The sequence below is a fragment of the Bacillus kexueae genome (assembly GCF_022809095.1).
In the GTDB taxonomy this organism is placed as follows: domain Bacteria; phylum Bacillota; class Bacilli; order Bacillales; family Aeribacillaceae; genus Bacillus_BZ; species Bacillus_BZ kexueae.
In genome coordinates this window covers 286267-306947 of the sequence record NZ_JALAZE010000002.1, presented here as the reverse complement: position 1 = coordinate 306947, position 20681 = coordinate 286267, and the positions used below count along the sequence as shown (strand labels likewise).

Annotated in this window: 22 protein-coding genes and 1 other annotated feature; of the genes, 2 read left to right on the top strand and 20 right to left on the bottom strand. The window is 39.2% G+C overall.

The window, feature by feature from the left end; translation table 11 throughout:
• Positions 1–114 precede the first annotated feature (114 nt).
• The 7 genes from ML543_RS05745 to nadB all read right to left on the bottom strand — a co-directional run bounded on the left by ML543_RS05745 (position 115) and on the right by nadB (position 8147).
• Positions 115–840 carry a YebC/PmpR family DNA-binding transcriptional regulator gene (locus tag ML543_RS05745; protein WP_243386191.1) on the bottom strand — a complete coding sequence of 242 codons (726 nt, stop codon included), beginning with the start codon at positions 838–840 and terminating at the stop codon, positions 115–117.
• Positions 841–1487: 647 nt separating this feature from the next.
• Entirely contained in the window at positions 1488–2165 is a 678-nt protein-coding gene (locus ML543_RS05740) for a YhcN/YlaJ family sporulation lipoprotein (RefSeq protein WP_243386190.1), read from the bottom strand.
• 125 nt (positions 2166–2290) lie between these two features.
• Positions 2291–3031 carry an NAD(+) synthase gene (gene nadE / locus ML543_RS05735; RefSeq protein ID WP_243386189.1) on the bottom strand — a complete coding sequence of 247 codons (741 nt, stop codon included), beginning with the start codon at positions 3029–3031 and terminating at the stop codon, positions 2291–2293.
• A 194-nt stretch (positions 3032–3225) separates the two neighbouring features.
• The gene (gene safA, locus ML543_RS16910; RefSeq protein WP_341482346.1) at positions 3226–4401 is read right to left on the bottom strand and encodes a SafA/ExsA family spore coat assembly protein; all 1176 of its coding nucleotides are present in this window, start codon (positions 4399–4401) and stop codon (positions 3226–3228) included.
• A 246-nt stretch (positions 4402–4647) separates the two neighbouring features.
• Entirely contained in the window at positions 4648–5760 is a 1113-nt protein-coding gene (nadA, locus tag ML543_RS05725) for a quinolinate synthase NadA (RefSeq protein WP_243386188.1), read from the bottom strand.
• A gap of 11 nt (positions 5761–5771) precedes the next feature.
• On the bottom strand, positions 5772–6602 hold the full coding sequence (gene nadC, locus ML543_RS05720; protein WP_243386187.1) for a carboxylating nicotinate-nucleotide diphosphorylase: 831 nt from the start codon (positions 6600–6602) through the stop codon (positions 5772–5774).
• Positions 6603–8147, bottom strand: a complete 1545-nt coding sequence (gene nadB / locus ML543_RS05715) for an L-aspartate oxidase (protein ID WP_243386186.1) — start codon at positions 8145–8147, stop codon at positions 6603–6605.
• Positions 8148–8300: 153 nt separating this feature from the next.
• Here nadB and ML543_RS05710 point away from each other — a divergent pair, with 153 nt between their 5' ends.
• Positions 8301–9419, top strand: coding sequence for an IscS subfamily cysteine desulfurase (locus tag ML543_RS05710; protein ID WP_243386185.1), 1119 nt, complete (start codon positions 8301–8303; stop codon positions 9417–9419).
• Positions 9420–9433: 14 nt separating this feature from the next.
• The gene (locus tag ML543_RS05705) at positions 9434–9973 is read left to right on the top strand and encodes a transcription repressor NadR (protein WP_243386184.1); all 540 of its coding nucleotides are present in this window, start codon (positions 9434–9436) and stop codon (positions 9971–9973) included.
• 231 nt (positions 9974–10204) lie between these two features.
• Here ML543_RS05705 and pheA read toward each other — a convergent pair whose 3' ends face one another.
• The 13 genes from pheA to minD form a co-directional block, all read right to left on the bottom strand.
• Positions 10205–11083 carry a prephenate dehydratase gene (gene pheA / locus ML543_RS05700; RefSeq protein ID WP_243386183.1) on the bottom strand — a complete coding sequence of 293 codons (879 nt, stop codon included), beginning with the start codon at positions 11081–11083 and terminating at the stop codon, positions 10205–10207.
• 15 nt (positions 11084–11098) lie between these two features.
• Positions 11099–11542, bottom strand: coding sequence for an ACT domain-containing protein (locus ML543_RS05695; RefSeq protein WP_243386182.1), 444 nt, complete (start codon positions 11540–11542; stop codon positions 11099–11101).
• 121 nt (positions 11543–11663) lie between these two features.
• On the bottom strand, positions 11664–12953 hold the full coding sequence (gene obgE / locus ML543_RS05690) for a GTPase ObgE (protein ID WP_243386181.1): 1290 nt from the start codon (positions 12951–12953) through the stop codon (positions 11664–11666).
• A gap of 12 nt (positions 12954–12965) precedes the next feature.
• The gene (locus ML543_RS16905; RefSeq protein ID WP_341482345.1) at positions 12966–13532 is read right to left on the bottom strand and encodes a Spo0B C-terminal domain-containing protein; all 567 of its coding nucleotides are present in this window, start codon (positions 13530–13532) and stop codon (positions 12966–12968) included.
• 477 nt (positions 13533–14009) lie between these two features.
• Positions 14010–14300 carry a 50S ribosomal protein L27 gene (rpmA, locus tag ML543_RS05675; protein WP_243386180.1) on the bottom strand — a complete coding sequence of 97 codons (291 nt, stop codon included), beginning with the start codon at positions 14298–14300 and terminating at the stop codon, positions 14010–14012.
• A gap of 12 nt (positions 14301–14312) precedes the next feature.
• Positions 14313–14648 carry a ribosomal-processing cysteine protease Prp gene (locus tag ML543_RS05670; protein WP_243386179.1) on the bottom strand — a complete coding sequence of 112 codons (336 nt, stop codon included), beginning with the start codon at positions 14646–14648 and terminating at the stop codon, positions 14313–14315.
• Between the two features lie 11 nt (positions 14649–14659).
• On the bottom strand, positions 14660–14968 hold the full coding sequence (gene rplU / locus ML543_RS05665; protein WP_243386178.1) for a 50S ribosomal protein L21: 309 nt from the start codon (positions 14966–14968) through the stop codon (positions 14660–14662).
• Positions 14969–14982: 14 nt separating this feature from the next.
• Positions 14983–15059 (bottom strand) — a sequence feature (ribosomal protein L21 leader region).
• 64 nt (positions 15060–15123) lie between these two features.
• Positions 15124–16590 carry an Rne/Rng family ribonuclease gene (locus tag ML543_RS05660; RefSeq protein WP_243386177.1) on the bottom strand — a complete coding sequence of 489 codons (1467 nt, stop codon included), beginning with the start codon at positions 16588–16590 and terminating at the stop codon, positions 15124–15126.
• Between the two features lie 59 nt (positions 16591–16649).
• Positions 16650–17513 (bottom strand): M50 family metallopeptidase, encoded by an 864-nt coding sequence (locus tag ML543_RS05655; RefSeq protein ID WP_243386176.1) that lies wholly within the window; start codon positions 17511–17513, stop codon positions 16650–16652.
• Positions 17506–18273 (bottom strand): M23 family metallopeptidase, encoded by a 768-nt coding sequence (locus ML543_RS05650; protein WP_243386175.1) that lies wholly within the window; start codon positions 18271–18273, stop codon positions 17506–17508. The genes ML543_RS05655 and ML543_RS05650 overlap by 8 nt, the downstream gene beginning before the upstream one ends.
• A 142-nt stretch (positions 18274–18415) precedes the next feature.
• The gene (locus ML543_RS05645; RefSeq protein ID WP_243386174.1) at positions 18416–18553 is read right to left on the bottom strand and encodes a hypothetical protein; all 138 of its coding nucleotides are present in this window, start codon (positions 18551–18553) and stop codon (positions 18416–18418) included.
• Between the two features lie 207 nt (positions 18554–18760).
• Entirely contained in the window at positions 18761–19669 is a 909-nt protein-coding gene (locus ML543_RS05640) for a hypothetical protein (protein ID WP_243386173.1), read from the bottom strand.
• 206 nt (positions 19670–19875) lie between these two features.
• Positions 19876–20679: a septum site-determining protein MinD gene (gene minD, locus ML543_RS05635; protein WP_243386172.1), complete on the bottom strand. Its 804-nt coding sequence runs from the start codon at positions 20677–20679 to the stop codon at positions 19876–19878.
• Positions 20680–20681 lie beyond the last annotated feature (2 nt).

Sequence of the window (20681 nt, the reverse complement as noted above, 5' to 3'; positions counted from 1 at the left end):
GTAGTTTTAACCAATTTTTATTATGTTGTATAAATCACCCTATGTTCTCGTGAAAAAAGCTCTAAAACATAATAAAGGCGTTAAGAATGTAAATATATTCTTAACGCCTAACCATTATTGTTCCATATTATGATAAACTTCCTGGACGTCATCATCGTCTTCTAAAACGTCAATAAGTTTTAACATTTTCTCACTTGTCTCTTCATCCAATTGTGAATATGTTTGCGGAATCATCGTAATCTCTGCTGATACGAACGTATAGCCAGAATTTTGCAGACTTTCCTTTACGTCATTAAAGTTTTCAGGTAAAGTGTAAATTTCAAATGCTTCATCAGATGTTTCCATTTCTTCTGCTCCAGCTTCGATTACTTCTAGAAGCATTTCATCCTCATCAACAGAAAGCTCTTCTCTACTAATGACGAGATACCCTTTCCGGTCAAACATATAGGAAACACAACCTGTTTCACCAAGGCTGCCGCCATTTTTATTAAAGCCAGTACGCACATTGGTAGCTGTACGGTTTTTATTATCTGTTAAGCATTTAACCATAATAGCTACTCCGCCAGGTCCGTATCCTTCATATGTAATTTCTTCGTAGTTCTCTCCACCTTGTGCCCCAGCTGCTTTTTTAATCGCACGTTCAATATTATCATTTGGCATATTAGCCGCTTTCGCTTTATCTATCGCAAGACGAAGGCCAGGGTTTGCATCAGGATCAACACCGCCTTGTTTTGCCGCTACATAAATTTCTTTTGCTAATTTCATAAATATTTTACCACGTTTAGCATCTTGTGCATTTTTACGTCGCTGGATGTTCTTCCACTTAGAATGTCCTGCCATTCTAAATACCCCTCTCATCAAACAGTTTCGCTTTTAAATATATCATAATTTCTGACAAGGGAAAACTAAATGACTTCATTTGCCAAGAGCTGTTTCCTTATACATTGGTGCTGTTTAGTCATGAATTGATAAGTGATAGGCGTTGACTCCAGTGGGAATAGCACGAGCGGAAAATTCAGCAGACGAGCTTGTGAGTTGAAGAGGCTGTTACAAAGTGAGGCGACTGTCCAGCGGGCATGAACGGAAAACTCTCCTCAACTGAGACAAAGGAGGTACAGCGAGGAATACGAGTAGATATTGACTGCAATCCAACCTAAACAGATCTTCCTTGAGGAAACGTCCACCTTTGCATCAATAGAAAAAAATCTCATGGGTGTCGAGAATCAAAAGACGAAGTCGCTTTTATTCCTAAATTTTCACATCCCTTCGTGCATTCGATTTTCACCTGCACATTATTTCAGTTGCGAAGGGCGCTGGAGGACCTGCGAGGAGGCTTCCGTGGCCACAGTAGGGCCAAAGCGACCCGAGCTGATGGCGCTTGGAGCTAGACACCAAAAAAACTGTAAAGAGAATACTTGATTGAACTTAAACTTTCTGTAACAACAAAAAAGACTAATCCAGCATTGAGCTGCATTAGTCCTTTCTTGTTAACGATTGCGATCGAATGGAGCTTCTAGTGCATCTCCAATGTCATCGAAAAGATTTCGAATATCATTGTCCATTTCATCACCGTTCATTAACCCACGATTAATGTTGCGAACTCGGGTAAAGGTTGCTTCGTCTGTCACAACGTTTATGTTTTTACCTTTTGCGATTTTTTCTGCAACTTCTTTAACTTTATTCTCAACGTTTTGGTTATTACGATCATTCGTGTCTACAGCGATCAAAACGTTATCTTTTGTTACTAACGTGTTCACATCTTCGACATTTGCAATAGTAGCCACTTGATCAGAAATTCTTTCAGCGAGCTGGCTATTTTGATCCATTCTATTGCCAATGTGATCGTGATAGTTGTAATCATTTCGATCGTACATCCCGTACTCATTTGCACGATCCCGATCGTCAATGGTCAATGGTGCACGATTACTGTAATTATTTGGGTAGTCTATGCGACGTCTGTCATCGCGATTATTCGCCCCATCAAACATTTCAGTAATTGGCCCCTCATTGTCCATATAATCTTCATTGCGATCGCCCGTGTAATAACCAATTGGCTGAGCATTATCGTTATATCGCGTGTCCATTGCATTGTTGTCCGCATTACATGCTACCAATGACGTTGAAGCAATGGAAAGTGCCGTTAAAATCGACGCTGTTCTCCTCAATACGAAAACCCCCTTCAGCTGCTTAAAAACGAGCAGATTTTTTCCGCTCATTTATAAGGTGTACAACTTTTGAAGGGGTTATTTTTATGATTTATAGGTAATGAAGAAAAACCATTCCATTTTCATTAAAACTTAGGAGGTGCAGATGCTAAACGACGTTTATGTTCCGAACGCTTATGCATTTTCTCAATAATGACACGATCTTTTTCTGGAATTTCCTCCCCTTTTAAGTACTTATCAATCATATCATAGGTCGTTCCCATTTCATTTTCATCTGTTTGACCTTCCCATAAACCAGCACTAGGCGCTTTCGTAATAATATCTTCCGGTACACCTAAAACTTTCGCCAATTCACGAACTTCACCTTTAGTGAAATGAACAAGTGGTACAAGATCAACTCCACCGTCACCATACTTTGTAAAGTATCCTGTATGCCATTCAGCTGCATTATCCGTTCCTGCCACTAAATATCCGTAATTGTTTGCAATGGCATATAATGTAGTCATACGAAGGCGTGCTCTCGTATTAGCATCACCCATTCGTGCCACTTCTTCTTTCCACTCATTTTTTTCTTTTAACTTATTCTCAATGGATGAAAACAATGTATCATGTGTTTTGGTTAAATCGACCGTCATATAATTAATCCCACTGCTTTTAACCACTTTTAACGCATCTTCTTGGTCCTTTGGATTGCTTTTACACGGCATGATAACGCCTAATGAGTTATCAGGAAAAGCGCGTTTAATTAAATGTGTGACAACCGCTGAATCGATACCTCCACTGATTCCGACGATTAATCCGTTTAAGCCCGCTTTTTTTACCTCTTCACGTAACCATTCAACTAACTTTATCACTTTCTCTTCCATGAATAAAATCTCCTTTTTGATCCATTTTGCCTTCATCATACCATAATGTTCAGTCATTCACAATGAAGAGCACAGCCTTTCAACCCCTAATAAATCTTGTTATGAACGGCTTTTTTGTACACCGAGTTTCTAGTATTTGAACACAAAAAAGATGATCCTCACTAAGAGAATCATCTTTTTTTAGGTAGGTATTTTTAATCTTCCTCTTCTTCGTATTGCGGCGGTTGGTACATATTACGATAATCATGCATCCCTTGATGCGGTTGTGGCGGATAAGGTGCATACGGTTGCTGCATAGGTGCACCATAATAAGGCATCATCGGTGGAGGACATCCACAGTTATTGGCATATGGTGACACCATCGGCTGATGCGGAGGCATTTGGTTTGCTGCTGCCGCAGCATTATCCTCATTTTCCCCATGTTCCATCATTTCCGGACTAACCATATTCGGATTATACATTTGTTGTTGAGGATATGGCATTGGTCCAAATCCTGGTCCTGGCATTACCGGTGAAACTGGCACGCATCCTGGAGGGACCATTCCATAGTTATACGGCATTCCGTATGCTGGTGCTACTTGTGGCTGATACGGATACGGAGCTGGTCCTTGAGGATAAGGGGACATTTGCGCTCCTTGCACCATTCCATCATCATCAAAATCATCGTCTTCCATCATCTCTGGTGCCATGCCAGTCGGATACATCCCGTGAGGATTACCGTATGGAGCCATAGGTCCAAACCCTGGTCCTGGCATTACCGGTGAGACTGGTACACAGTTTTGTGGCCATTGACCACCATAAGCTGGCATCATTGGCATATAAGGCATTTGGTTCATATAAGGCATCGTCATGCTGTCATTTTCCTCTCCTTCCGAATATGCGTGATGTTGTTCATTGCTGGTGTCTTTCATGTCAACATCCGGCTTCATCATATCTGGTAGCACGTTTGCTGGTTTCGGTGGTAGTTGTGGTTGCTTTTTCGCTTCAGGCATCATTGACATATTCACCGTATAATAGTTATGCACATCAACTTCAGGATAGAACGGCTGTTGTTTGTTCGGCTTTTGTGGAACAAAAGGTTTAGATGGTTTCTCATCCGCTTTCGTATCCTCTACATCAACATTCGACTTTGGTTTAGAAGCACTGTATGGATGCTCAGCTTTAGGCATTTCCTTCTTCACTTTATAGTTAATTTGAGCTTCTTTCTTTACAGGCACTCCACCTGTAGGGACTTTAATTTTCATCCCTGGCATAATTAAATCCGGATTACTTAACTGAGTGTTCATTTGTTTTAATTGTTCAAAATCAACATCATATTTTTGGGCAATTTTCCATAACGTATCGCCCTTTTGCACAATATGGATTTTCACACTTTTTCCCTCCAATCGAAAGGTTCACAACAAGTATCAAGGTTTGCACCTGTACAAGGTAGACCAACTAAAAACAAGTAATCATGAGTGCTCATCACAACTTATGCTTCGAAATTTCAAAATATGATTGTCACATGAAAACATGCTATAAAATGTTTTCCTTCCCTTTCGATACGATAAAAGCAAAAAGGTGTCAGAAGGCTAGATTTTTCTAACCCACTGACACCTACACGTATTGACCTTCATTTAAGCGCGCTCAAGCATGCGATTTAATGCTAGAAGAGCAAGTTCTGTTACTTCTGATGAAACGTTAATTTGATTAATTGGTTTTCCACTTTCGATGCTTTCAAGTGCCCAAACTAAATGAGGCAAATCAATACGATTCATCGTTAAACAAGGACACATATACGGATTTAACGAGACAATATGTTTATCTGGATGTTGCTGAATCAAACGATTCACTAAGTTCATTTCGGTTCCGATTGCCCATTTTGTTCCCTTTTCTGCTTTTTCAATCGTTTCGATAATATATTTTGTTGATCCTGCATCATCTGATAAAGCAACGACTTCTCTCGTACATTCTGGATGAACAATGATCTTCATTTCTGGTTCCGTTTTACGAATGTGTTCAATGTTTTGTACGGTGAACTTCTCATGCACAGAACAGTACCCTTTCCATAATATCACTTGAATATCATTCAAATTTTCACCGTTATACTCTAAGGTTTCTTTGATTGGATCCCATACTGCCATTTTTTCTAACGGAATACCTAAATCATAGGCTGTGTTTCTTCCTAAATGCTGATCTGGTAAAAAGAATATACGTTCTTTCTGCGTGAATGCCCATTGTACCATCTTTTTTGCATTGGAAGAAGTAACCGTAGCCCCTCCGTATTTTCCAACAAACGCTTTTATTTCGGCAGTGGAGTTTACGTAAGTTAACGGAAGAATCGTATCGCCAAATACTTCAGTCAATTTTCCCCATGCTTTTTCTGTTTGTGTTATCGTAGCCATATCGGCCATTGAACATCCCGCACGCATATCGGGTAATATTACTTTTTGATGTTCACCCGTTAGCATATCGGCAGTTTCAGCCATGAAATGAACGCCACAAAACACAATATATTCTGCGTCATCGTTAGCCGCTGCCACTTGTGCAAGCTGTAATGAATCCCCTGTTACGTCGGCAAACTGAATTACCTCATCCTTTTGATAATGATGTCCCGGAATAAATAAGCGACGCCCAAACTTTTGTTTGATCTCCCTTACACGTTGTTCTAATTCCTCAGTCGTTCTTTCTTTGTAAGACTCCGGCATCATTTCCTGTTTTTCGAATTCCAATAAATCCATCACGCTCATGATGTCTCCCCCTAATTTACATTTAAACTAATATCCAAGGATGTTACGGAATGAGTTAATAATCCAAGTGAAAGATAATCCACTTGTGTTCCTCGAAATTGAGCTAAGTTGTGAAAACCAATTCCACCTGACGCTTCTGTTACGATATGGCTTGGTGTCATTTTGACATATTGTTTTACTTCTTCGGGCGAACGATTATCAAACATAATTATGTCCACTCCCGCTCGAATAGCTTCATGCAGTTGGTCTTCCGTTTCGATTTCAACTTCTATTTTCACCATATGACCAATTTGTTCCCTTACTCTTTGAACCGCTTTCATAAGCGAACCACAGAACGCTATATGGTTATCTTTTATCATGACTCCATCGTATAAACCAAAGCGATGATTATATCCACCACCGCAACGAACCGCGTATTTTTCCATCATCCGTAAGCCGGGTGTTGTTTTTCTCGTATCACAAATTCTTGTATGCTCGTCATCCAAAGTGGCTACCGCTTTATGTGTTATCGTTGCAATCCCACTCATGCGCTGAATTAAATTCAATACAACCCGTTCTCCTTGCAAAATGGCCCGTATCGGCCCTTCTATCGCTGCAATTACCTCACCTTTTTCAACGGTATCACCATCTTTTTTTAACAGGTTGATGAACATTTCTTGGGAATGTAGCTGAAAACCAGTACGAATAACCTGCTCACCACAAAAAATCCCGTTTTGTTTGGCAACGATAACCGCTTTCCCTTTTTCATTTACAGGAAATATCGTTTCTGTTGTGACATCACGTTCTCCGATATCTTCTAAGAAAAATTGAGTTAAAGCATCTTTTAGTTTTAGTTCATTCAATTAACTCACCTCTAGCTGTTGTTTAAGAGAAGAAGGAATTCTTTTTTGTAACCAGTGGCTCACTTCATTCGGATAATCCGTTCGAAAATGTCCGCCTCGACTTTCTGTTCGCTTCAATGCCGCCTTCGTTATGAGCCATCCTACCGTAACCATGTTCAGCAATTCAACCTCTTCTTTTGTGAACCTCTTCACATTACATTGAAAAAAAGATGTTTGATTTACATATTGTTCAAAGAAATGTAGCGCTTTTCGCAATCCCGTTTCATCGCGTTCAATCCCCACGTACCTACTCATAATTTGCTGAATTTCCATCTTCTTAGGAAGGTGTAATGTTTTCATAACGTATTTATTATTTTCCTTAAATTTCTCATTTGAATCGCGTGTTGGTTGGCGTAACACGTTGGCAAGCTGCTTGGCAAAAACGAGTCCCTCAAGTAAGGAATTACTTGCTAATCGATTAGCGCCGTGAACACCCGTGCACGCAACTTCTCCTACTGCATAAAGACGTTCTACTGAAGTACGCCCAAACAAATCGGTCCTTATGCCCCCCATTAAAAAGTGCATTCCAGGAGCCACTGGAATCTTCTTACGATCGAGCGATAGCCCAGCGTTTGAAACGAGCTTTGTAATAGTCGGAAATCGTTCACTAAATTGCGAAATCATTGAAATATCTAAGTATACTTCTCGACCATCTGCACGCACTTTTTGTATCGTTCGAGCGACTACATCTCTCGGAGCCAAGTCCTCAAGTGGGTGAAGCCCTTTCATAATCCGCCTACCTTCATCATCTACTAGCACAGCTCCTTCTCCACGGACAGCTTCCGAAACTAGTCCCTTGCATGTTCCTTCGATGTATAACAAAGTAGGATGAAATTGGGTAAATTCGAGGTCTACAAGAGAAGCCCCAGCCCGATAGGCCATTGCTAAGCCGTCTCCAGTCACAAAAGGAGAGTTAGATGTAACATCAAAAATGGCCCCACAGCCTCCTGTAGCGAGAACAATATGTTTGCCCGAAATATAACGTTCTTGTTGATTTTCACCACTTATCCATACACCTAAAGCTCGATTATCCACGACGTGTATATCGGTGACCATTGTATGTTCCATAATCGTTACATTTTTATTTACTCTCTCTATAAAAAATTGAATCAATTTTCGGCCGGTTGCATCTCCACCCGCATGAAGAATTCGTGGTTGTTGATGTGCACCTTCCATCCCTAAGTGAATATGACCATTTGCATCCTTATCAAATGTCATGCCATTTTGAATTAACTGTTCAATGTCTAGCTTACCTTGTTGCACTAAAAGCTCCACTGCTTCAGGTAAATTATGAAAACGTCCAGCATAGCATGTATCTTCAAAATGAGCCTTCCAATGATCACGTTTAGAAATTGTGGCTGCGACTCCTCCTTGCGCTAAAGAGGAGTTACTATCACGAATTGATCCTTTTGTAATAACAAGTACGCTCATTTTTTCACAAATTTCTGCCGCCGTTGCTAAAGCTGCAATTCCACTTCCTACGATGATGCAATCATATTGAGACATGAATTGCCCTCCTGTAAACTTAACAACTGTCTTGACACCTATATTTACATAAAACTACAATATTGACAAGAGGTTTGCATACTTTTTTCGTTTCCATTTGTCGCAATTCCCTGCAATTACTCATTATCTTAAGCTTTTAAAGGAGGAACCTGATTGATCTATTTGGACTACGCCGCAACGACACCGATGCATACCGTAGCACATGAAGCCTATATAGAAACGTCAAAAATGGCATTTGGAAATTCGAACAGTCTTCATGATATTGGTGAAAAAGCGAACCACTATTTAGCTGTTTGTCGAAAAACTTTCGCCTCCCTCATTGGAGGAGATGAGAAAGGCGTTATTTTTACAAGTGGAGGGACTGAAAGCAACTGGCTTGCAATTCAAACCCTTTTATCAAATACAGAAAAAAAACATTTAGTGCTCTCTAAATTAGAGCATTCATCCATTGCAAATTTTATGGAGTCATTAAAATCTAGAGGATATGACATCACCTATGTTGAAAATGACGGAAATGGAGCTGTGGATGTCGAATCTGTAAAAAAAGCCATTCGGTCTGATACAGCTATTGTGTCCATTCAGCATGGAAACTCAGAAATCGGAATTGTTCAACCAATACAGCAAATCGCACACTTTCTAAAGGAACAAAATATCTTTTTCCATACAGACTGTGTCCAAACATTCGGGAAAGTTCCCATTCATGCGTCACAGTGGGAAGCATCGGCCTACTCTTTTTCAAGTCATAAATTATATGGACCAAAAGGAGTTGGAGCTATCTACTTTGATCCGTCCTTGCAGCTGAAGCCAACTGTAAATGGAACATCCCATGAATTTGGCTACCGGGCGGGAACAGTTAATGTCCCTGGCATTTGCTCATTTGTTACAATGGCAAAATATTTCCATAAACATGTGAATTCCTATTTAGAACATATGGCTTCGTTGAGAACCTATCTAATAAACGAAATCGTGGCTACGAAGCTTCCTTTAACCGTCATTAATAAAGATTACCAACATCAATTACCTCATATCGTCGGCCTTATATCTTCGCATTATGAAGGGCAATATCTTATGTTAGAATTAAACCGTAAGGGGATTGCTATCTCAACAGGAACAGCATGCCAAGTTGGAATGATGAAACCATCTAAAACGATTGAGTCAATTGGTATAGACGAAGATAAAAAACATCATTTTATACGACTATCTTTCGGGATGGAGACGACAACAGAAGATCTTGATCGATTCATCCAAGCAGTGAAAGAAATAACGTTGTAGAAAGGGATGACGATATGAATCAATCAAAAATTCTAGGAGAAAAACGGCGGGAGCTCATTTTAAAATGGTTACAAGAGGAAGGAAAACCATTAACAGGGGGATGGCTCTCTTCCAAAACAAACGTAAGCCGTCAAGTCATCGTACAAGATATTTCATTATTGAAAGCTCGGGGAATTCCGATAGTCGCTACAAGTCAAGGATACGTTTATATGGATGAAATGTCGAAAAAGCCCAATCAAAAAGAACGGTTAGTCGTATGTAAACACGGTCCAGAGAAAGCGGAAGAAGAACTACAATTAATCGTCGATTTTGGCGTGACGGTAAAGGATGTCATTGTAGAACACCCTGTGTACGGTGATCTAACTGCCTCCATCATGGTCAGTAACCGAAAAGAGGTGCATGACTTCCTCAAAAAAATAAGGGATACAAATGCGTCCTTTTTATCTGAATTATCGGATGGTGTTCATATTCATACACTCGTTGCTCAAAATGAGGAAATCTTAGATGAAGTTTGTGAAAAACTTGCTGATGCTGGTATTCTTTTCAACGAATAACGTAAGAAAAGCGCAAAGCGCAAGTCCTTGGGCGAAGGGGGCTCGAGGACCTGCGAGGAGGCTTCCGTCGCCACAGTAGGGCCGAAGCGACCTGAGCAGATGGCGCTTGGAGCTAGACACTAAAAAAACGGTAAAGAGAATACTTTAACACTTTATTGAACGTAAACTTTCTGTAACAACAAGAAAAGCAGAGGAGATAAAAATCTTCCTCTGCTCTTCTTATTCCGTTCGCTATAATTTTTGAGTCGTTTCATGTAGTTGATATGAAGGGTAGCTCCCTAGCACTTTTACGGAACACCCTAACGCCTCAAGTTCCGCAATTGCACCAGGTATCAATACATCATCCATCTTTTCTTCGATGTCGATGATGAATAGATACTCACCTAATCCCGTTTTCATTGGACGGGATTCGATTTTAGACATGTTTAGTTTTCTCCATGAGAAAGCAGAAAGCACTTGATGTAGTGAACCCGCATGATTGGACGGTAAGGTGATGACCAACGTCGTTTTATCACCCGTTTTCTCAATCTCCTTCATACAAGGTACACTAAATTCCTGCTTCGGATATAACAATATAAACCGCGTATGGTTATGGTGGTAATCATGAATGTTTCGTTTGACAATATGTAAATGGTACTCTTTTGCCGCAAGTTCATTAGCAATTACCGCCATATTATCCTCAGGATGGTCATGAATATGTTTTGCAGCTGCTCCTGTCGAAGTAGCATAGTCGTATGCTGCATTGGGGAATACGCGATGAAGAAATTGATGACATTGGGCAATTGCATGGGAATGCGAATAGATTCGCTCGATTTTTTCCCACTCATCCTTTCGAGTTGGATGAACCATTAAATGCTGTTCAATTGGCGCGATAATTTCCCCTACAATAAACAGTGGCTTTTCATGAATTAAATAATCGACCGTTAAGTTGACGGAACCCTCTAATGCATTCTCAATTGGAACAATTGCTAAATCCACGTCTCCATTTTCTACTGCATCCATATTGCTAGGAATCGTTGGGTAAGGAATGCATTCAACTTCTGGACTAAAAAAGCTTGTCACAGCCAAGTGAGTAAACGTCGCTTTCGGCCCTAGGTAACTAACCTTCATCTCTACTCGTCCTTCCTATGCTCCTGAACTTAATAGTTCAACTTTTTCTACAAACTCTAGTTTTCTCAAGTTAGTCAATAAATCGTTGATGTCATCTTTCATTCCGTTCGTATTTAGAGATAATGTTACATTGGCTCTACCTTGTAACGGAATGGTTTGGTGAATCGTTAACACATTGCAGCCTGATTCTGCTACTAATTGCAAAAGATTCGATAACGTTCCAGCTCTGTCCTCCAGATGAAAAAATAACGTGATGATTTTTTCTTTAACGACAGTATGAAAAGGAAAGATAGCATCTCGATATTTATAAAACGCACTTCTACTCATATCCACTCGCTGTACGGCCTCTTGTACGGAACTTGCCTTACCGCGCTCGAGCATTTGTTTTACTTCTAACGTTTTCCGCATTGCTTCAGGAAGTACGTCTTCTCGAACTAAATAGAAAACTTCATCCTTCATAGATCGATTCCTTTCCACAATTGGTTTTTATAAAAGCGTTCACACATGTAGTAAGCCGCACAGATTATTTCGCAACCTGTGCGCGCCTTCTCTACATATCCAAACGAAATAGCCCTTTGCTCTATTCAATAAATTCAAATTCAAATTCGAGAATTCGAACGATGTCCCCGTCTTGTGCTCCTTTTTCACGTAAAGCATCGTCTACACCCATTCCACGCAATTGGCGAGCAAAACGTCGAACGGTTTCATCACGCGTAAAGTCTGTCATCTTGAATAACTTTTCAATTCGTTTTCCAGATAAAACGAACGCACCATCACTATCACGCGTAATCGTAAAGCCATCGTCTTCTTTCTCAAATTTATATACAACACGGTGAACAGACGGCTCTTCTTCCACTTCATAAAGTGGGAATTCTGGTGTTTCTTCCAGTAAGTCAGCCACTTCAAATAATAAGTCACGAATGCCTTGGCGGGTGAAAGCAGAAATTGGAATAATCTTAATGTCATCTCCAACCTTTTCTTTAAATTGTTGAAGATTCTCTTCTGCTTCAGGCATATCCATTTTGTTCGCTACTACAATTTGTGGACGTTCTGTTAAACGTAAGTTATATTGTTTTAACTCATCATTAATTGTCACGTAATCTTCGTATGGATCGCAACCTTCCATGCCTGACATATCAACGACATGAACGATAACTCTTGTACGCTCAATATGTCTTAAAAACTGATGACCTAGACCTACTCCTTCATGAGCTCCTTGAATAAGACCTGGTAAATCAGCCATAACAAAGCTTCTTCCGTCATCTGTCTCAACCATACCTAAGTTCGGAACAATCGTCGTAAAATGATAAGCAGCAATCTTTGGTTTCGCACTTGAAACGACGGACAATAACGTGGATTTTCCGACACTTGGGAACCCGACTAAACCAACATCAGCCAGTAGTTTCAATTCTAATATAACGTTTCGCTCCTCACCTGGCTCACCTTTTTCACATAGCTCTGGAGCTGGATTTGCTGGTGTTGCAAAGCGAGTATTTCCTCTTCCCCCTCTACCACCTTTAGCAATGACCGCACGTTGTCCATGCTCAGTTAAATCCGCGATTACTTCTTGCGTATCTTCATCCATTACAACCGTTCCAGGTGGAACTTTAACAACGAGAGGCGTCGCGTTTTTTCCATGCTGGTTTTTGGACATTCCATTCTCTCCACGCGGCGCTTTGAAATGTCGTTGGTAACGGAAATCCATTAACGTACGTAATCCTTCATCGACTTCGAAGACGACGTCGGCACCTTTCCCTCCATCACCTCCAGCTGGTCCACCTTTCGGCACGTATTTCTCACGACGGAAGGCGACCATTCCGTTCCCTCCGTCTCCTCCTTTAACATATATCTTGACTTGATCGACAAACATGTTGTTATCCTCCTACTGAATGCATACTTCGTCTAAATTTATGGTGACATGAACCGTAATCTCTGACGACTCATTTTTTATTACATGTACATTTAATGGCATATTCGTTTTTTCATTTAAAAAAGATAGTAATTCCCCTCTATCATGTAGTATGCCATGAAATTGAAACACAAACCGAATGTCCTCTTTACGATCGGTTTCAATTGTAATGATCATTTCATGCTCATGATTCGGTTCAACTGCTTTTTCAATTCGATTAAAAAAGACTTCTGTCCAATTCGTGATTTGATCGTCTAAGTTGGTTAGACGCATCGCCTCCCCAAGGACAACAAACTCAACAGGGAATACTGGATTCCTCCAATTATGCGTTAAAATATATTCCGCAAACCGCTTCATATGTAAATTACATAATTTTGATTCGTGTTGAGCTTCCATCACAATTTCATCGATTATCTCTTTTGCACGTTCGTATTTTTTTAAAGCTAAATTCCCTTTTAAAAGCTGAAGCTTATTCATCCAATCATGTCTGGAGTGGCTTAACAATTCAACAATACTCCATGAATCTTCATACTTTTTCACAATCCCACTCCTATTCCAATCGCTATTGTACATTCTATATGTACACAAATTATAACAAAGTTTTCTTGAGAAGATAAGGTGAAACTTTGATAGAACTGAAATCTTTTTCCATAACACTTGGATGAATGAATTAAAAAAGGAGGAGGACGAAGTTGATATGGTGGACATAACGAAAACGGGGAAAGTAGATGAACTTAATATTTAGAATTTGGGTTGAAGGGTGTTTTCGTAAACGAAGTAGCTTTTACAGCCTTTTTTAACAGAATAAATAACATTACGCTTTAGATACTTTCTTCCTCTGTGAATCCTGTCTAGTTTCGTCTCCTAGCGTCTAGCGAACTGTCGACAGGTCGATATCTGCTCGTATTCGAGTCTACAGCTCGAAGGACGCCGGACAGTCGCCACCTTCGCGTTTAGTATTTCATTAATAAAGGTCCAAATAAAAAACTCTAACCAAAAGGTTAGAGTTTTTTATCATTAAGCTTCTTTCGCTACTGGATATACGCTAACTTTTTTCTTGTCACGACCATAGCGCTCGAAACGTACGATACCGTCTACTTTAGCGTATAACGTATCGTCGCCACCACGACCAACGTTTACACCTGGATAGATTTTCGTACCACGTTGACGGTAAAGGATAGAACCACCAGTTACGAATTGGCCATCTGCACGCTTAGCACCAAGGCGCTTTGCGATAGAGTCACGACCGTTTTTCGTAGAACCTACACCTTTTTTAGACGCGAAAAATTGAAGATCTAGTCTTAGCATTCGGTCCACCTCCTATGATCTTTTGTCGTATATACGAATATACTGTCCGTAATCTCGTTCAATGCTTTTCAGCGTAACGAGCATACCTTCTAACAATAATTGAGCCTTCTCATACTGATCAGTTGATAAATCAGCCGGAAGTTCCACATATAAATATCCTTTATCACCCATCTCAATGATCGGAATGACACCTATTAATTCTTCAAGTGCGTTGACAGCACCGATAGAAGAAGCAGATGCTCCTGCACATACGATATCCTTTCCAGGATCGTCATAGTACGCGTGTCCTGTCATCTTAAATGAGTGAATCGTCCCGTTGTTCAAACGGTTAACATGAACTTTAATCATGCGTAACAGCCTTACGCGTTGATTTTTTCAATCACAACTTTAGTGTATGGCTGACGATGACCTTGCTTTTTACGTTGGTTCTTTTTCGCTTTGTATTTGAAAACGATGATCTTTTTCGCACGACCTTGCTTTTCAACTTTCGCTGTAACAGTCGCACCTGCAACAGTTGGGCTACCAACTTTCACGTCGTCTCCGCCTACGAAAAGAACTTTGTCGAACGTTACAGTTTCGCCTTCTTGAGCGTTTAACTTTTCAACGTAAATCGCTTGTCCTTCTTCAACTTTGATTTGCTTTCCACCAGTTTCGATAATTGCGTACATTCTCTGCACCTCCTATTTTAACTCAGACTCGCCAGTACAGGTGTCGGACTGAATCCGAACTTTAACCTATTCTGTGCGGTTGTAGCACAGGTGGGTGCTACAAACAATAACATATTGATATTATCAAAGGTCGTCATTAATTGTCAACAATAGTTTCACGTTCGGCCCATTCTTTTTTGGATATCAACTAAGGATCCTTCCATTCGAATAGCATATGTCCGCACGTAATGGTTTGGTACAATAAATAACTTCATATGTAGATGTGATTCTAAAATTTCAAGAAGACTTCCTTCTTCTATATAAGGAATGACATCTGGCCGCACTTCCACCAGTACCGCTTCTACGTCTTTTGTTCGATACGATAACAATTCTCGTTGCAGACGAAATGCGATGGATTCATTAGATAATACCCTTCCTGTCCCATTGCATGACGAGCAAGAAGAGGTCACCAATTCTGATAACGATTTACGTACTTTTTTTCTCGTTATTTGGAGTAAATTCAATTCTGTAAAGCCAATAACCTTCGAATAAACACGGTCTTCTTTAAGCTCGTTTCTTATGACTTGTAAAATGGTGTCCTGATCTCTTTTTTCTTTCATATCAATAAAATCAATCACAATCATTCCACTTAAATTCCGTAACCGCAGCTGTTTGACGATTTCTATCGCCGCTTCTTTGTTTGTTTGTAACACCGTGTCCCGATATGTATGTTTGCCAGAAAATTTCCCAGTATTCACATCAATAACCGTCATCGCTTCTGTTTCTTCAATGACAATAAAACCGCCATTTTTTAACCATACATTCTTTCTAAGCGCTTTATCAATTTCTTCATCCACATTGTTAAGAGAAAAAACATCTTCTGTCCCTGAGTGAAACGTTAATTGAACAGCTGCATTCTTTGGCATAAGCTGTTTTACTATTTTTCCAATATGCGCTCTGTCATAAATGATCTCATCAATTGAGTGAAGAGAGATTTCATGCAATATTTCTTCAATAAAGTTCTCAGGGTGATATAGCTTACAAGGTGTAGCGCCTTTTTTTTTCAGTACAGCAGTACTCGCGTGCTCAAGATCAGCAAACATGTTTCTTAACGTATCTGTTGAATGTTGTTGTGCATCTGTTCGAATAATTAATCCTCCGCGAGTTAAAACACCTCGTCCAAATTGTTCAAGTCTGCTTCGCTCATCTTCATCTATAATTTTCTTTGAGATTGCAACATGCTCCTCGAACGGTTTATATACGAGGGAAGAGGTCTTGAATTCAAGGTTCATCGTGAGCTTCGGCGCTTTATGTTCGCTTCCTTCTTTCACAAGTTGAACAATAATTTCTTCTCCTTCTCTTAAAAAGGAGGAAATACTTTTTGCTTCGATAGATGGATCGTTTTTGACTGCTTGTAAATAGGCTAGTACATCATTCCGATGAAGATAACCGTTTATTTCTTCACCAATATCGACAAATGCAGCTTGTAGACCAGGCACAATATTACGAACCCGCCCTTTATAAATGCTTCCGGGCGACATTTTTTGATGACGATCCTTTATAAACATTTCTGTTAGCCGCCCATTTTCTAAAAGTGCTATCTTTTCTTCTTCCGTTCTCGCATTTACAATCAGTTGCCTCAAAAAACATTCCTCTTTTCTAACCTACATTTTCTTCATTAACTCATGTTTTCTCCAAATCGTCAATAAACATACAACAACTCCTTCATGCGAGCATTCGTCTGTTTATGAGTAAAGTAAGCATGCAATAATTCCGTTTCATCTAACTGTACCTTTCCGTCATGTTGTTCAACAATGATGGGATGTTTACACCCTCTTTGAAAACGCATCAACACGTTAAAAAGCTCATCATCTTCTTTCACTTCAATGGGTTTCAATGCATGAACCGCTTCATTTTTCCCATAATAACGTTCCATTAGAAAACGTAAATACACATATTGCTTATGTTTATTTTCCATGTACAATGAGTAACCGATGAACGACAGTATTAGCCATAAGTTAATGGAGGTTGGATGGAAGATAACTGTGACAAAACAGATGAGACAAAGTAAATAGAAGGAAAAGACGAGAACTTGGCGATGGGCATTCGGGTACGACATGTTCGCTGATCGCCATAAAAGAAATAGCTTCCCCCCATCGAGCGGCCAAATAGGTAATAAATTAAATAACAGTATTGAAGCGTTTAACCATGTAAAATACACGAACGTTTCATACGATATCCAATCAATCGCAAAAAGAAACCAGCCGATTAATTGTAGCGGTATATGTTGGAGGGGACCGGACAATATCACCCAAAACTCTTCCTTCAGGGGGCGATTCCCGTGTTCGTCCACTTCCACTACTCCTCCAAACGGGAGTAACATAATTGACTTCACACGCCATGAAAAAAAACGGGCACAGACTGCGTGACCCATTTCATGAAAAAACACAATGACAAAGAGCAAGATTAAAGATTTAAATTGAGCCGTGACAACACTCAACCCTGCAATTCCCCATAAAACTGGATGAATATGAACTTTGAATAGAAGCGAAATATATTTATTCAAATGAAATCACCTGATTTGGATCAATAAATTGATCTCCCTTTTTAATGGCAAAGTAATAGGTTCCTTGCTCACTTTCATTCAACTTTACTTGCCCAATGGATTCCCCCATTTTTACGTAATCATACAACGCCACGTCCACTTCCCCTAAATGACCGTACCATGTCTCCGTTCCATCACTATGTTGAATAATGACCGTTAAACCAGTTGCTTCTTTTTCGCTCACTTCCACTACGACACCTTCGTTCATAGCTTCTACTTGTTTTTTAGTTGTCTCAACGGTAATCCCTTGGCCATTATCTTCAAAGCTTTCGAGTACCTTTCCTGATGCTGGTACCGCAAATTGAGGATCATTTTCTTTTTGAGAATCGCTCGTCATTGGTTCTAAAAGTGCAATTGGGCTTCCAAATTGTTCTTCATACCACTTTGAAACTGCTGCAAATTGAAACTCTGTTTCCATCATTTGCTGCACTGTTTCCCGAGCTTGTTGGAATGGGGCTTGATCATTTTTATGGATAATGGCGACAATTAATACAAGACAGGCAGCAACTAATAGCTTCATCATAAACATTTCTGGTCGAAATAACGGATGGAACTCCCTATCCTTATTTTGATTGGTATAGGAAGGAGGATAAATGACATGGTCGTCATCCAAGTAGGTGGAACGTTTCACTTCATTTAGTGGAGCGCCATGTGATTGCTGAGCACGTTCTTTTTTTCGTTTTGCAATTCTTTCTTTTATTTCCTCTTTTCGGCGATTCATGAGCGCACATCATCCCTTTTTCCCAATGTTTGTACAAGTTTATGCCTTGTCTTTTTAAATATGACAACTAAAGCTGAGAAAAAGAGATAATATAACACTACTATCCGTCATTTTCCAAAGAGTTGAGTGATGAACTTCAATATTAAAATCCTACTAATTTATATATGTCCCCGTTTACCTCGTAGTCTGCACTCATTAGTGGTACTTGTCTAAATCTGATGTATTTCTTGATCGCCTCTAAATAAACGCCTTTTGCTGGTTCTAAAATGGGAATCTTCATATTTCACAATCTCCTCTTACTTAACTAAACGTAAATTTAGTTATTTCCATAATGACTGGCCCTAAGATAAAGATAATCGTGTAAAGAAAAGCTAGTAGGAGACAAAATATAGACTCCTAGTTCAACGATGTGCTCTACAATATCTTTTTGCTTTTTCTAAAACATTCCTTATTGTTTAAGTACACAATTATAACAATATGTAAATCATCACCTATTTAACAACCAATGATCATTCATAATCTCCGTTGCATAATCTCGAATCATATCTTCTTTCGGGAACAGTCTTTTAGTTAGAAAATCTTTAATTTTATTTAAATCACCTGTATTAATGTTTTTGATTGCTTCAACCCGAGATGTATGAACTATCTCTAAAGTCTCTTTCACAATGAGTTCCATATTTTTTAAGTGAACATTTGACGTCATTTGATGTTTCAATTTATCAACAACGTCAGATAAAGTTATTTTAACGGGCCTTAAATGCCCTCTTTTATATAAGTCTAAGAGCGCAATTGACCTTATATCCGTAATGGTTACAAATTCTATAAGTTGACTTTTTATTTTTTTAAAGGATTCTTCATCAATAAAATCTCTATTTAAAAGAGATTTTATTGATGCTTCTAGCTCTCTTGCTATTTTTTCTAATTCAATGCTCTTTTCGTTCCAAAGCTCTAAGTATGAGAATACTTGTTTTACATCATTAAGATTTTTTTCCAATCCATTTCGATACTTCTCCATCACTGGAATCATTAATGAGATGAGCTCATCAGCATTTTGTAAAATTCCTTCAAAAAATTCGACATCATGTTTTAACGCAGCCTTTATACGACCTTCTTCTATCCATATCGTTTCAAAGGTACAATAGTATTCCAATACTCTTTTAGTCAGTTCTTCATCTCGGACAACTTCCCCCTTTTGATCAACAACTAGAAAATCCTGTATCAACCTATTAACAATTCCGTCTCCAAACCATTTCTTTTTATATAAGCCTACAAATTTATATATTTCCCCGTTTACCTCGTAGTCTGCACTCATTAGTGGTACTTGTCTAAACTTGATGTATTTCTTGATCGCCTCTAAATAAACGCCTTTTGCTGGTTCTAATATTGGGATTTTCACTTCAGAAATCCTCTCCTTGAAGCTGTAATTTAAAATGGTAAAAATGACTAGAACACAAATTAAAAGTAACTTTTCAACTCTATATATTATTATATTAAAATGGTAATATAAGTAAAACAATCTATTATTTTATAGCTATCAAGAAAATGCTTCTAAAAAAAATCACTAAGGACATGAAATCCTTAGTGATTATAGTTACTTATAAATCATACTTTAACGCCAAAGAAACGTTTCAGTTTTGCAAAAACACCTTTATCCGGCTCTTCTAAGGCTAATAGCGGTACTGATTCACCCAATATACGACGAGCGATGTTTCGGTATGCGATGGAAGCTTTGCTATCTGGACTCATGACAATAGGTTCTCCTTCATTAGAAGCTCGGATTACTTCATCGTCATCAGCCACGATTCCAATTAAATCGATTGATAAATGAGTTACAATTTCATCGACCTCAAGCATATCTCCATTTTGTACTAAATGGTTACGAATTCGATTGATTACAAGTTTCGGAGGCTCGATATCTTCCTTTTCTAACAGTCCGATAATGCGGTCCGCATCGCGAACGGCCGAAATCTCAGGTGTAGTGACAACGATGGCTTTATCCGCTCCAGAAACTGCATTCTTATATCCTTGTTCAATACCCGCAGGACAGTCAATAATGATATAGTCATATTCTTGCTTTAATTCTTCTACTAGCTTTGCCATTTCTGAAGGCGAAACTGCAGATTTATCACTCGTTTGGGCAGCAGGTAATAAGTATAATAAACCATCAAAACGTTTATCTTTTACGAGCGCTTGATGTAGCTTACAGCGACCTTGCACGACATCGACAAGATCATAAATGATACGGTTTTCTAACCCCATTACAACATCTAAATTGCGCAAACCTATATCTGTATCTACTAAACAAACTTTTTTCCCGAAAATGGCTAATGCCGTACCAAGGTTAGCAGAGGTTGTTGTTTTACCCACTCCACCCTTACCAGATGTTATGACGATAGCCTCACCCATAA